The 12220-nt window shown below is 59.8% G+C and carries 14 protein-coding genes and 1 tRNA gene; 2 read left to right on the forward strand and 13 right to left on the reverse strand.

The features are described 5' to 3' along the window. Positions 1 to 389 precede the first annotated feature (389 nt). The 7 genes from BM063_RS01235 to BM063_RS01265 are packed head-to-tail and all read right to left on the reverse strand — an operon-like array spanning position 390 to position 4528. A complete protein-coding gene (locus tag BM063_RS01235; protein ID WP_143085194.1) occupies positions 390 to 779 on the reverse strand; it encodes a hypothetical protein in 390 nt (129 codons plus the stop codon). Continuing rightward, complete coding sequence (locus BM063_RS01240) at positions 776 to 1240, reverse strand: hypothetical protein (RefSeq protein WP_092035504.1); 465 nt, start codon at positions 1238 to 1240, stop codon at positions 776 to 778. The genes BM063_RS01235 and BM063_RS01240 overlap by 4 nt, the downstream gene beginning before the upstream one ends. Further along, positions 1237 to 1605 (reverse strand): pilus assembly FimT family protein, encoded by a 369-nt coding sequence (locus BM063_RS01245; protein WP_092035505.1) that lies wholly within the window; start codon positions 1603 to 1605, stop codon positions 1237 to 1239. Before BM063_RS01245 ends, BM063_RS01240 begins: the two co-directional genes overlap by 4 nt. Continuing rightward, positions 1605 to 2060 (reverse strand): GspH/FimT family pseudopilin, encoded by a 456-nt coding sequence (locus tag BM063_RS01250; protein ID WP_092035506.1) that lies wholly within the window; start codon positions 2058 to 2060, stop codon positions 1605 to 1607. The genes BM063_RS01245 and BM063_RS01250 overlap by 1 nt, the downstream gene beginning before the upstream one ends. Beyond that, positions 2047 to 2388, reverse strand: a complete 342-nt coding sequence (locus BM063_RS01255) for a competence type IV pilus major pilin ComGC (protein ID WP_092035507.1) — start codon at positions 2386 to 2388, stop codon at positions 2047 to 2049. Before BM063_RS01255 ends, BM063_RS01250 begins: the two co-directional genes overlap by 14 nt. Before the next feature lie 24 nt (positions 2389 to 2412). Beyond that, positions 2413 to 3453, reverse strand: a complete 1041-nt coding sequence (locus BM063_RS01260) for a type II secretion system F family protein (protein WP_092035508.1) — start codon at positions 3451 to 3453, stop codon at positions 2413 to 2415. Further along, the gene (locus BM063_RS01265) at positions 3446 to 4528 is read right to left on the reverse strand and encodes a GspE/PulE family protein (protein WP_092035509.1); all 1083 of its coding nucleotides are present in this window, start codon (positions 4526 to 4528) and stop codon (positions 3446 to 3448) included. Before BM063_RS01265 ends, BM063_RS01260 begins: the two co-directional genes overlap by 8 nt. Before the next feature lie 171 nt (positions 4529 to 4699). Between BM063_RS01265 and BM063_RS01270 the strand changes: the two genes are divergently transcribed. Together BM063_RS01270 and BM063_RS01275 are read left to right on the forward strand one after the other, a co-directional pair. Next, positions 4700 to 4774: transfer RNA gene (locus BM063_RS01270), tRNA-Gln, on the forward strand. A 218-nt stretch (positions 4775 to 4992) separates the two neighbouring features. Continuing rightward, positions 4993 to 5826, forward strand: coding sequence for a metallophosphoesterase (locus BM063_RS01275; RefSeq protein WP_245751959.1), 834 nt, complete (start codon positions 4993 to 4995; stop codon positions 5824 to 5826). Here BM063_RS01275 and BM063_RS01280 read toward each other — a convergent pair. The 6 genes from BM063_RS01280 to BM063_RS01305 all read right to left on the reverse strand — a co-directional run bounded on the left by BM063_RS01280 (position 5823) and on the right by BM063_RS01305 (position 12193). Next, entirely contained in the window at positions 5823 to 6962 is a 1140-nt protein-coding gene (locus tag BM063_RS01280; RefSeq protein ID WP_092035511.1) for an MGDG synthase family glycosyltransferase, read from the reverse strand. The two genes, BM063_RS01275 and BM063_RS01280, sit on opposite strands and share 4 nt — an antisense overlap. 94 nt (positions 6963 to 7056) lie before the next feature. Continuing rightward, positions 7057 to 7632, reverse strand: a complete 576-nt coding sequence (locus BM063_RS01285; RefSeq protein WP_092035512.1) for a YkoP family protein — start codon at positions 7630 to 7632, stop codon at positions 7057 to 7059. Between the two features lie 97 nt (positions 7633 to 7729). Further along, complete coding sequence (locus tag BM063_RS01290; protein WP_245751961.1) at positions 7730 to 8398, reverse strand: YjbE family putative metal transport protein; 669 nt, start codon at positions 8396 to 8398, stop codon at positions 7730 to 7732. Positions 8399 to 8659: 261 nt separating this feature from the next. Beyond that, positions 8660 to 9856, reverse strand: a complete 1197-nt coding sequence (gene thiI / locus BM063_RS01295; RefSeq protein ID WP_092035514.1) for a tRNA uracil 4-sulfurtransferase ThiI — start codon at positions 9854 to 9856, stop codon at positions 8660 to 8662. Positions 9857 to 9858: 2 nt separating this feature from the next. After that, on the reverse strand, positions 9859 to 11013 hold the full coding sequence (locus BM063_RS01300; protein WP_092035643.1) for a cysteine desulfurase family protein: 1155 nt from the start codon (positions 11011 to 11013) through the stop codon (positions 9859 to 9861). Positions 11014 to 11164: 151 nt separating this feature from the next. After that, entirely contained in the window at positions 11165 to 12193 is a 1029-nt protein-coding gene (locus BM063_RS01305; protein WP_092035644.1) for a LacI family DNA-binding transcriptional regulator, read from the reverse strand. Positions 12194 to 12220: the final 27 nt, after the last annotated feature.

The raw sequence follows: 12220 nt of genomic DNA on the forward strand, positions 1-12220 counted from the left end.
TCAATCCCTTATAGGTAACCTACAAACGGCAAAAGGGTAAGGTCGCCGAGTTGGCCCTGGGCTATGTTTCAATCCCTTATAGGTAACCTACAAACCCTAAAAAAGACCGCCAGATCCATCATCTGCGTATTTACACTATAACCTTCGGAAATAATTTCGTCAATTGGGAAAATGGCCGTTTCTCTACTTTCGCTTGGCTTTCGGAGGATTGGAAGAAAATGAAAGTGTCGTCGACCTCCAGGGGTTTTTGCATGACCGGAGGTCGATGACACTTTCACTTATTTCTCGCAGTCACTGCACCACAATTTTGTCGGCCCGACGGAGACCGTGTGTCAATCTTCCTTGAGCGACTTTGGCACGCCGATCCGCGTTGTGACGTTGTCCGCCTCCTATCTCTCCCAACGCTTCACTGCCAACGTTTCCGGATCCAGCGCCACCCGGATGGTTTGTTTCACACCGGGAGTGCGGCCGACGGAGCGCAGGCGGATGCCGTCGGAGGTCCGCCCCTCGACGACGGTGCGCACGCGGATTCCGTCCCAGGTCATTGACATGGCCCCCGTCCATTCCGGATCTTCCCTGAGCCGTGCCTGAACCACGGCGATTCCCGCTTCCGCCGCGTACTGAGCCCGGAGCATTTCCCAATCCAGAAGTTGATGGCGCCGGTGATTGACCGCATGAAGGGCTCCCGCGGCGATCAGGAGGAAAACCAACAAAGTGACCGCCAGAACGAGGGGCAGGGCCGCCCCCCGTTCATCCAACCGAGATCCCGCATGCCTCATCGGTTGTTCACCCGGCCCCGGACGTAGGTTTTGACGCTGAGGTCGGCGTACCAGTTTTGCAGCCCGAGGTCCAGCCAAACCCCGTCCTTGTCCGGATAAAAGCCCGCATAATACACTTCCTGAAGCAGGACGGTGGTTCCGGAAAACCGGGTTTCCCCCGGTTTTCGCACGCTGCGGATCACCCGCCGGCGATCCTGTTTGTAACGGATGGTCTCCCCTGTCGGCAAATCGAACAGGAGCTCCCCTTCCGGAGAAAGCCGAAATCGGGATCCCCGGCGAAGTTCATCCCGCACATCGGAAACAAAGGCGCTCGCTTCCTCCTGCAACTGTATCCGGCCCATCCCCTCTTTCATCCCCGCCTCCACCGCGTGGCCCAGTGAGAACACGACCGGAATGAGCAGGACCACCAGGCTGAGGGCGACGGCCAACTCCACGTAGGTGAAACCCCGTTCTCCCGTCACGGGACAAATTGAAGTCCCCTTAACCGCAGCTTCCTGTCGATTCCTTGCGCATCCTTCCATGCCACCATCACATCCGTGCGCATCAATCGCCCCCGAACCTCCTTTTTCCATTCAATCCGGTAAAGGGTTCCCTTCGCGGCTTCGCCCCGGCGCTTCTCCGTCCCGCGGGCTGGATGGAGATCGGTTTCCCGCTGGAGGCGTTCCATCTTCTCCTGCAGCAGGAGTTGCGCCTCGAACCGTTGGCTCGCCAGATGCTGGGCTCCCCGCCATTCCAGAAAAACGGGAATGGCCGCCGCCATCACGCCGAGGACCATCAGGGCGGTCACAATTTCAGCCAGAGTAAAGCCCCTCTCATCCCGCCGCATCAGGGGTCCACCTCCACTCGGGGGCGGCCGGAGGCGACCTGAATCACGACGCGTCCCACCGTTTTCCCCTCCCGCTCCAGCCACAGGGTGCCTCCCCGCACCTGGCCCGATGGGCGAAAAAGGATTTTTCCCGAAGGATAATTGCTCGACAGGCGGTAACGGGGCCGCAGGGATGCACGGCGGAATGTTTTCCCTTCCCGCACCAGCCGGTATCCGTCCCCGGAGGGATCGATGCGGAGCTCCGTCACCGTCTCCCGGCTTTCCGCCTCCCGCTGAGCCAACCGGAGGTCGGAAGCCAAGGCGTCCAAGGTGAGTTTTCGCTCCAGCCGCTCTCCGATCTGAAAAAAGGCGGGGACGGCCAAAGCGGCCAGCAGCCCGAGGAGGGTCAAGGTCAGGACCAGTTCCACCAGGGTCCAGCCGCCTTCATTTCTGATCCTTCGCTCATCCATCCCCATGGACGGTGCAATTCACCCTCTTCTCTTCGGAGGCGTCCGGCCGAATCCGGTACGTTCCCTTTGCGGGACAGGCGGGTTCGGTCCGCAAAAACCCCCTTTGCCTCAGTTCCGCCACGCCCCTGGGATACCTGCCCACTTCCAGGAAGAAATTGTCCGCCTGGGCGCCGATCAGCCGGCGATTGGCCGCACAGGCCTTTTCCTGCGCCGTTTCTCCCGCCGCTTTCAGATTGGGCAAAGCGATCGCCACGATCACCCCGATGATGAACAAGACCACGAGCATCTCGATCAGCGTGAGCCCCCGCTGATCGCGGAGCACGCCTTTGTCCACCTCTTTATCCTCCTTTCCTTCCTCTCATATAGCCCTGGTCAGCTGCAACATCGGCAGAAAAAGGGCGATGACGGTGACGGCGATCAGCACGCCGATGAGAAAGATCAGCAAAGGCTCCAGACTGTGGGTAAGCTTTCGGGATCGTTCCCGGATCACGTTTTCCATCGCCCGGGCAAGGGTGAGCAGGGATTGGTCCAAACGTCCCGTCTCCTCGCCGAGGGCGACCCATTGGGGCACCGCCGGCAGAAACAATTGCCCGCCTTCAACGGCCAGAGAGCGGTTGAAGGATTCCCCTGCCAAAAGCCGCGTCCGGATCCGATCGATCCCCTCCGCCAACGAGGGCCAGGGCGTGAGGGACCGCATCGTTTCCAGGGCAGTGAGAAGGGGAATCCCCGCAGAAAGCATGGCCCCCAGCTGAACCGACAAATAGTGCGTGAAACGATACAAAAAATAATGGCGCACCCCCGGAATCCGATACAGCCAACGCGTCCACCTCCACCGCTTCCGGGGCGGCAGCCGGCGAACGAGGAGAGCCGTCGCCCCGATCACCGCCGCGAGACAAAGCATCGCCATGAATCCGCTGCGGAGCAATCCGTAAAATCCGAGAAGCAGCCGGGTGAACAGGGGAAGCTCCATCCCCATCGACGCGTACAATTCGGCAAACCGGGGAATCACGGCGGTCACCAGGAACAAAAAGGCCAGGATCACGAGGATCATCACCACGGCCGGGTACAGGAGGGCCTGTCCCAGATCCCGCAGAAACTCCCCTTTCTCCCGGTAATAGCTCTCGCCCTGGCGCAGGCCAAACGCATACTCCCCGTGCTCCTCCGCCGCCCGGATGAACGATACATACAGGGCAGGAAATCCTTCCGCCCGAAGGGATTCCGACAGACTGGCCCCCGCCTCCAGGGATTGACAGATCCGCTCCGCCTCCGCCGGGCTGAGAATCCCTTGTTGACCCAGCAGGCGCAGGCTGGGGGTCAGCGGAAATCCGCTGTCGAGCAGAATCGCCAATTGCTGGCTGAAAAGAACCAACCGTTCATGGGACCAACGCCTCCTAAACAATCCCCTCCACCACCCGGAAGCCCTCCTCCTTCGTCGTCAGCCCCCGGCGCACCTTCTCCATCACCGCCTCCCCCAAGGACCGATACCCCTTTTCCCGAAAAGCCTTCCGCAATCGGGACAAGGGAGCCCGTTCGACGATGAGGCGCTGGAGTTCCTGATCGATTTCCAACACCTCAAACACGCCGATCCGGCCGAAATAACCCGTCTCCTGGCACTCCCCGCAGCCGGCCCCCCGGCATCGGGAACACAGGAGGCGCACCAACCGCTGTGCGATCACACCGTTCAAAGCGGAGGCGACCCGGTAGGGCGCGATTCCCATATCCAGCAGCCTCGTGACCGCGCTGGCGCCGTCCCCCGTGTGCAGGGTGGAAAAGACCCGATGGCCGGTCAACGCGGCGCGAACGGCGATGTCCGCCGTCTCCTGATCCCGGACCTCCCCGACCATGATCAGATCGGGATCCTGTCGCAACACCGCCCGAAGGCCCTGGGCAAAGGTGAGGCCGGCTTTCGGGTTGATCTGAACCTGGGTGATGCCGCTGATCTGCAGTTCCACCGGATCCTCCAGGGTGACGATGCTCACCTCGGGCCGGTTCAATTCCTGCAGAATCGCGTAAAGGGTGGTGGTTTTCCCCGAACCGGTGGGGCCGGTGACGATGACAAGCCCATAGGGACGGAAAATGAGCGAAAGGAGCCGGTCCAAATCCTCCGGATCCAGCCCCAGCTCCGACAGGGTGAGAAATTCCGGCCGATGGCGGAGCAGCCGCAAGACCACCTTTTCTCCGTGCAGGGTGGGCATGGTGGAAATCCTCACATCCACCCGCTCTCCCCGGCTGGTGATGCTCATCGCCCCGTCCTGGGGAAGGCGCTTCTCCCCGATGTCCAGATGACCCATCACCTTGATGCGGGAGATGACCGGATTCATCTCCGAACGGGACAGGACTTGGGTGGTCACCAATTGCCCGTCGATCCGCTGACGAATGCGGAGTCCCTCCGGCTGGGGCTCCAGATGAATGTCGCTGGCCCGGTTTTGGATGGCCCGATCCAGCATTTCGGATACGTACAGCGCTACATCCATCGATCACCACCTCAAAAATTGGATCTGATTGATTTGAATTCCATTTATTCGACGCTTCCTAACATTCTCCTCCAAGATTTTTGAAATTTCGACCTTCATCCGGTATTTACTCCGTTTGATCGAAACAAGTGCATACTAAAAACCGATATGATCCATAATAAAATTGCCCGATGGGGAGTAGCCAAGAGGTAAGGCAACGGACTTTGACTCCGTGATGCGCAGGTTCGAATCCTGCCTCCCCAGCCAAAAACCCGGAAACATCCGGGCAAGTCCGACAAATTGCAAAGTCCGGAATCGGGGAGGGGATTTTTCGCGTCTTGAGCGATAAAAATCCCCTTCCCTTCGTCGCCGCGGGTCCCGGAATGTCCGGGTTTTTCTGTTTACATATATTTTCACTGGACGCAATCCCTGTAAGCCCTTAATATAAAAAAAGCATCAGCGTTGAAGCACAGGTGGTGAAATCCGTGGCGATTCTTTGGATTGTTGTCGCAGCTTTGGCCTGCCTGTTGGCCATCGCCCGCTTCAACACCTATAAGCCGAATGTCAAGCGGGTGGAACTGAAGGTGGCGCATTCCCTGAACGGAAAGCGTCTGAACATTCTTCACCTCACCGATCTGCACATGGAAAAGTGCTCCATCCAGCCCCAGGCGCTTTTGCGCCTCGTGCAGGGAGAACGAATCGACCTGATCGCCCTGACCGGGGATTATCTCGATACAAAGGAAATGACCGGACGGTTTCTTCAATATCTCGACGCTTTGGCATCCCTGAAGCCCCGTTACGGAATGTATGCCGTCTTTGGCAATCATGATTACGTCATCGCAGACCATCTTCCCTATCTGAAGCGGGAAATGGAAAAGCGGCACTGCGTCGTCCTGCAGAACGAACATCGAACCGTCTCCCTGGAGGAAGGGACCGATCTTCACATCATCGGCATCGACGATTACTTCACCGGCCGCAGCGATGTGGACCGCGCGTTTCGGGGAGTGAACGGCAAAGGCATCCGCCTCGTCCTGACCCATGATCCCAACATCGTCCTGGAAATGAAATCCGTCTCCTTTGATTACTTGCTGTCCGGACACCTTCACGGCGGTCAAATCCACTGGCCCAAACCGTACCATCTGAAGCGGATGGGAAAGCTGCCGCACCTGAAAATCATCCGCGGCCTTCATTATCACCGGAACCGGGCCTTCTACATCAGCGAGGGGCTCGGACAGACCGGCCTCAATCTGCGGCTGCGCTCCCGTCCGGAAATCACATTCCACACTCTGTGCGAATCAATGGAAAAGTCGACCGTTTAAACCGGTCGACTTTTTGTCAGCAGATGTTCCTGAATCACTCTCGCCCCGGCCAGGGAAGAGTCCGGCCTTCCCAACTCCCGGGCCCGCCTGCTCATCTCCCTCAGCCTCTCCCGGTTTTCCATCAACGCGCGGATCTGCCTCGCCATCTCCGCCGGCTCATCCTGGCGAAGAGCGACCCGTTTACGCATTAAAAAACGGCTGTTCCTCTCCTCCTGGCCGGGAATCGGGCGGCAGATGAAAATGGGCAACCCGCAGGCCAACGCCTCGGATGAAGTAAGCCCCCCCGGCTTGGTGACGATGATGTCAGCCGCATGCATGAAGTGGACCATGCTCTCGACAAAGCCGTGCAGGTGGATACTCGAGTCGCCCCCGAACTGCTGCCGAAGGCGCTCATACAAGGAACGGTTCTTTCCGGTCACCACCACCAATTGGTGTGCGGGCAACATCCGGCGAAAGTGAACCATGCACTCCTCGATCGGTCCGAGGCCGATTCCCCCGCCCATGAGCAGGATCGTGAAGCGATCGGGTTCGAGCCCCAGCATTCTCCGCAAAACGGATTTGGGCGGCTGCGGCTTCGAAAATTCCGGGTCGATCGGGATGCCGGTTCGGTGGATCGCCTCATCCGGAACGCCGAACCGCCGCCGCAGCTTCTTGGCCACATCCTCGTGGGCAACGAGGAAGAAATCCACTTCCGGATGAACCCAAAATCCGTTGACGTCGAAATCGGTGATCGCCGCTCCCAGCCGAAAGCGGTCGCCCATGCGCTCCTTGATCACGCCCAGGGCGCTCAGACAAAAGGCGTGGGTGCACACCACCACGTCCGGCTGCATCTCCTCCAACGATTCCTGGAGGCGCCTCGACAACAACTTTCCCAAAGACGTTCGGAAGCGGTCGCTGATCTCCCCTTCCCGACTGTAGGCGGCCCCCCAAAGGGCAGGTGCGTATTGGAGCGTGTTCAGATAGACCGCCCGGGTCAACTGTTCCAACTGCCTGCTCACAAGGTGCATTCCGCACCAGATCTCCGCCCTGAGCTCCGGTTCCACCCGGGACAACCCCTGACTCAGAGACCTTGCGGCCTGAAAATGTCCGTTGCCTCCGATGGTTTCCGTCAAGATGAGCACTTTTCTCATTTTCATCACCGGCCGGTTTGTGGGATTTCTGCAACGTTAGCGTGTCCGGTTTCCCACCGCACCATCCGGCGCGCGGGACGTCCCTTGGCATGCCGCCTTTTTACCGGGGCGTGAGATATTGCTCAAAAAATTTCTCTTTAGAAATATATACCCGTTTTGGAACCAGATGATGTCCGACTTCCTTGAGCCTCCGCCAACCATCCGGGTGACAATTGGCCAAAATCAGTTTGAAAAGCCAGGACTTGTACCGCAGGTAAAAGGGGCCGCAGACCATGTCGCTGACATCGAAGCCCAATCGGCGGGCTCCCCGGTGCAGGAAAGTGGTTCCCAGGAGGACCTGAATCTCCTCCGAACGGGGGTGGTTCGCCACATACCGGGCCAGGGCGGGGAGTGACTCCCGAATGCTGTTCACCGTAAACAGCGCCAGCGGGATTCCCTCCAGGGATTGCTCCCGGATCATCTGGGCAAGCAGGCAATTGTGCAAGTGAAGTTTCACGTACCAATCGCCCTTTTTCAGGGATACGCCGTCGGAGGTGACCAGGGGTTCCCCCCTGTAACGCTTGACAACCACGCGAAAGAGATTGCGGTTTTCCTTGTCCACATATTTGAGCCGCGTCAGGCGGTAATAAATCCGGTCCCAGAGGCGCCATGCGGTGAGCAATCCGCCTCCGCTCATGAAAGGGGTTCACCTCCCTCCGGCGATGATCGCCTCTAAACTCAGTATGAAGGATTCCCACCGCCTTCGTTTCGGATTCCGGAGGCGCCTTCCCCTTTCAGGCTTTCAAGGCGGGTTTGCTCCGCAGGATCCTGCCCGCGATGAGAACAAAAAGCGTCAGACCGACCGGAACCGCCCAGGCCGGGAGATGCAGGGGGAGAAGAACAAACCGGCGCACGATGTCGTCCTCGACGATCAGCTGTCCGGCCGCGTATCCCAGAATCGCCGCCCCCGCATACACCAGCCACGGCAGACGGTTCATCACCAGCACCACGAGCCGGCTTCCCCACATAATGATGGGAATGCTGAGTCCCAGCCCAAGGAGAAGCAGCACCAGGTTCCCGTGGGCCACCGCCGCCACGGAAACCACATTGTCCAGACTCATCACCACATCGGCGACGAGGATGGTCTTGACGGCCCCGCTCAAGCTGCGTCCCGCGGACACATGGGTTTTGCTTCCGTTCTGGGTGAGCAGCCTCAGGGCGATCCACAAAAGCAACACCGCTCCGAAGGTCATCAGGAGGGGGATGTTCAAAAGCCACGCGGCGATGCCGGTCAAAGCCGCCCTGAGCAGCACGGCGGCCGCCGTCCCCAGGGCGATCGCCCGCCTCCTCTGGCGTTCGGGCAGAGTCCGGGCCGCCATGCCGATCACCACCGCATTGTCCCCGCTCAAAACGATGTCCAGAACGATGATATTGACCAGGCCGACCCAAAAGGTGGTATCCATCGAAACGTTCCTTTCCTGATTGTCGGTTCGGCCATGCGGCATCGCGGATCACGGATGTCTCCCCATCGGGAAAAACATCCGCGCCCACGCCCATCGGACAAATCCTCTCCTCCTTCCCTCCGGCTGGTCTTCAGGCGTCCCGTCCCTTTAAGGCATAGGGAAAGCGGCGAAAACCTCGGAAGGAGGGGCCCCTTTCGCGGACACCGCGCGGGGACGAACCAAAAGGACCCCTCCTCCCGGCCGACGCCGGCTCACTTCCCGTCAAAAATAGGTGAACTCCTTTTCCTCCCCGGGAACGAGTTCAAGCACCTCCGTCCCCTCCACCGCCGCTTCCACCAGCCGGTCCACTTCCAACCGGGACTCGGTTTTCCGCGTCGTTTCCAGATCCGGACGGGTTTTGGGAGACCGGGGCAGGAAGACCGTGCAACAATCCTCGTAGGGAAGCACCGATGTTTCATAGGTGCCGATCTTCTTGGCCAGGGAAACGATCTCCTGTTTGTCCATCCCGATCAGCGGACGAAGGACGGGAAGATTCACCACTTCATTGATCGCATTCATGCTCTCCAGAGTTTGGCTGGCCACCTGGCCCAGGCTCTCCCCGGTGACCAGGGCGAGGGCTCCCTCCCGCCGGGCCAACCGTTCGGCGATCCGGAACATCATGCGGCGCATCACGGTGATGGAATAGGACTCCAGGCACTTCTGGCGAATTTCCGTCTGAATTTCGGTAAAGGGAACGACGTGCAGCCGGATGCGCCCGGCAAATCGGGTGAGGATCCGGGCCAGATCGATCACTTTTTGCCGGGAGCGCTCGCTGGTGTAGGGATAACTGTGAAAGTGGACCGCCAAAAGCTCCGCTCCCCGTTTCAGGGACAGGTATCCGGCGACGGGACTGTCGATCCCCCCCGAAAGCAGAAGCATCACCTTGCCGCTGGATCCCACGGGAAGTCCGCCCGGCCCGGGCAAGTCGTCCCCGTACACATAGGTGTGCCCGCCCCGGACTTCGACGTGAACCGTCAGGTCCGGACGGTGAACATCCACGCGGAGACCCTTTACGTTCCGCAGAAGATGGGCGCCCACCTGGCGGTTGATCTCCGCGGAGGAAAGGGGGAAGGATTTGTCCGCACGCTTGGCCGCTACCTTAAACGTACGCGGAAAGGGATTCCGATATTCAACCAAGCGGACCGCGGCCTCCTTGATGGCCTCCAGGTCGGATTCCACCCGCTTCGCCGGGCTGAAACCCACCACGCCGAACACGTCGCCCAGCCCGCGCAGGACGGAAGCGCTGTGGGAGCGATCCGTCTCCACAAAAATGCGGCCGAAGCTCTTGACCACCTTCACATCGGGAATACTTGCCAGTTTCTGACGAATGTTCCGCACCAGCCGGTCTTCAAAGTCGGATCGGTTTTTCCCCTTCAGGGCCAATTCCCCGTACCGGACCAAAATCACTTCGGTATTCATCTTCACCCCCCCTTCATGACGCGCTGCAATTCGGGAATCACGCGGATCAGCGCCCGGGCGCACTGCTCGATATCGGATTCCTCGGTCTCATGGCTCATGCTGATCCGGATCGCCCCGATGGCGGTCCGATCATCCAGTCCCATCGCCGTGAGCACGCGGCTCGGCGTCTCCTTTTTGGAAGAGCAGGCCGATTTGCTGGAGACGAAAACATTTTCCCTCTCCAAAGCGTGCACGATCACTTCCGATTTCAATCCCGGAAAAGCCAGACTGAGGATGTGCGGGGCTCCGCCCCCGGCGGAGGTGTCCCCGTTCACCACCACGTCGTCCAGGCGGGAGGTGACTTCCCGGATCAGCTCATTCTTCCACCTCTGCCACTTAAGGGCTTTCTCCCTCCTCTGGTGAGCCAAAACCGCCGCCTTGGCCAATCCGGCGATTCCCGGCACGTTTTCCGTCCCCGAACGAAGGCCGCCCTCCTGACCTCCCCCCGCCAGCAAGGGGGCGAGGCGCAGGCCCTCCCGGACATAGAGGACGCCCACGCCTTTCGGCCCGTGGAATTTGTGGCCGGAAAGAGAAAGCAGATCCACTCCCCACCGGGCCGGATTCAGCTCCACCTTCCCGAAGGCCTGGACGGCATCCACGTGGAAAATCACCTTGGGACGCGATTTCAAAATCCGCCCGATCTCCTCGACGGGCTGTATCGTTCCCACCTCGTTGTTGACGTGCATGACGGACACGAGCACCGTCTCGTCGGTCAGGGCCCTTTCCACATCCTTCACGCTCACCCGCCCCAACCGATCCACGGGAAGGTAGGTGACTCGCCAGCCCCTGTCTTCCAACTGGCGAAACGCCTGATAAACCGAAGGATGCTCCACTTCCGTGGTGATCAGGTGACGGCCGCGGCTTTTAAACTGTTCGGCGACGCCCTTGATCGCCAGATTGTTCGATTCCGTCCCGCCGGATGTGAACAGGATCTCCCGGGGACGGACGCCCAGGGTGCGGGCCACCGCTTCCCGGGCTTCCTCAACCAGCCGGTGGGCCTTGACGCCGATTCCGTGAAGGGATGACGGATTGCCGTACACCTTTTCCATCACATCCACCATCACCCGGATCACTTCCGGATCGGTGCGGGTGGTGGCGCTGTTATCCAAGTAAGCCATCGCCTCATGCACCCCCCTTTTCCGCCCTTTTGGAAGCGACGGCATTCTTCTTCGCCGTAACGACACCCATGATACCACAGGGAAGAAACCAAAAAAAGGCGGCGGTCCGTAAGCGGAACGGAAAGGGGCGTCCCCTGCGAACCGCATGGACCTATTTCTCTTTTTCCCTGCGCCGGCTGGATCCCCTCACGATCAATTCGGAGGGCAGGACAACCTCTTTTTTCAGCCTTTTCTTGTCCGGATTCTCCAACGCATCGATCAACAGGTCCATCGCTTCGACGCCCAGTTCGTAGGATAAAATGCGCACGCTGGTCAGCGGCGGATGGGTGTATACCATGAGCGGGGTGTCGTTGAATCCCACAATGCCCAGATCCTCCGGGACCCTCAGCCCGTACCGCTCGGCAAACCGCAGCGCCCCCAGCGCCAACAGATCGTCCGATGCCACCACGGCGTCGAAGGAAACCCCCCGCTCCTTCATCTGGCACAGCGCTTCGTACCCGTCCTGTTCGGAAAAATCGGCCACTCCGATCCGCTCCTCAACCAGCGGCAGCCCGCGTTCGAGCAACGCCTGTTTGTATCCGTTCATCCGGTCGATGGTCACCACCAGATCGGTTTCCCCGCTGAGGTAGGCGATCTCCCGGTAACCCTCCTCCAGCAGGTGCACGGTGGCGTTGTACCCGGCCTTCACGTTGTCGTTGTTGACCGAAAGAACCGGCCTTTCCAGACAGCGGCCGATCACCACGAAGGGGGCCCCCTCCTCGGACAGGGCGGCGATCAGCGGATCCTTCACGCGGGAAGTGGAAAGAATCAGGCCGTCCACCCGCCTCTCCCGCACCAACTGCAGGCATTTGGACAACTCATCCTCCGGGTTGATGCTGATCGAAAGGAGGATGTTGTATCCCCTCGCCTGCGCCACCGTAGACATGCCCCGCATCACTTCGGAAAAAAAGGGATTGGAGAAGGCCTGATCCGCCCGCCGCGACAGGGCGAACCCGATGGTGTGGGTGTGGCTGCGGGCGAGGCTGCGGGCGATGGCGTTGGGAACGTAATTCAATTGTTCCATCGCTTTTCGCACCCGGTTTTTCGTCTCCAGGCTGATCCGGTTGCTCCCGGCGATCACCCGGGAGACCGTCGACGGGGACACTCCCGCCAACTTGGCGACATCTTTAATGGTGGCCATGGGTTTCACGTACTCCTTTTTCCCGGC

Source organism: Planifilum fulgidum, from assembly GCF_900113175.1.
In the GTDB taxonomy this organism is placed as follows: domain Bacteria; phylum Bacillota; class Bacilli; order Thermoactinomycetales; family DSM-44946; genus Planifilum; species Planifilum fulgidum.

Excerpts from the sequence above, each read along its gene's own strand:
- BM063_RS01235 (WP_143085194.1), bottom strand. The coding sequence starts at position 779 with ATGAGGCATGCGGGATCTCGGTTGGATGAACGGGGGGCGGCCCTGCCC.
- BM063_RS01245 (WP_092035505.1), bottom strand. The coding sequence starts at position 1,605 with ATGCGGCGGGATGAGAGGGGCTTTACTCTGGCTGAAATTGTGACCGCC.
- BM063_RS01250 (WP_092035506.1), bottom strand. The coding sequence starts at position 2,060 with ATGGGGATGGATGAGCGAAGGATCAGAAATGAAGGCGGCTGGACCCTG.
- BM063_RS01265 (WP_092035509.1), bottom strand. The coding sequence starts at position 4,528 with ATGGATGTAGCGCTGTACGTATCCGAAATGCTGGATCGGGCCATCCAA.
- BM063_RS01280 (WP_092035511.1), bottom strand. The coding sequence starts at position 6,962 with ATGAAAATGAGAAAAGTGCTCATCTTGACGGAAACCATCGGAGGCAAC.
- BM063_RS01285 (WP_092035512.1), bottom strand. The coding sequence starts at position 7,632 with ATGAGCGGAGGCGGATTGCTCACCGCATGGCGCCTCTGGGACCGGATT.
- BM063_RS01290 (WP_245751961.1), bottom strand. The coding sequence starts at position 8,398 with ATGGATACCACCTTTTGGGTCGGCCTGGTCAATATCATCGTTCTGGAC.
- thiI (WP_092035514.1), bottom strand. The coding sequence starts at position 9,856 with ATGAATACCGAAGTGATTTTGGTCCGGTACGGGGAATTGGCCCTGAAG.
- BM063_RS01300 (WP_092035643.1), bottom strand. The coding sequence starts at position 11,013 with ATGGCTTACTTGGATAACAGCGCCACCACCCGCACCGATCCGGAAGTG.
- BM063_RS01305 (WP_092035644.1), bottom strand. The coding sequence starts at position 12,193 with ATGGCCACCATTAAAGATGTCGCCAAGTTGGCGGGAGTGTCCCCGTCG.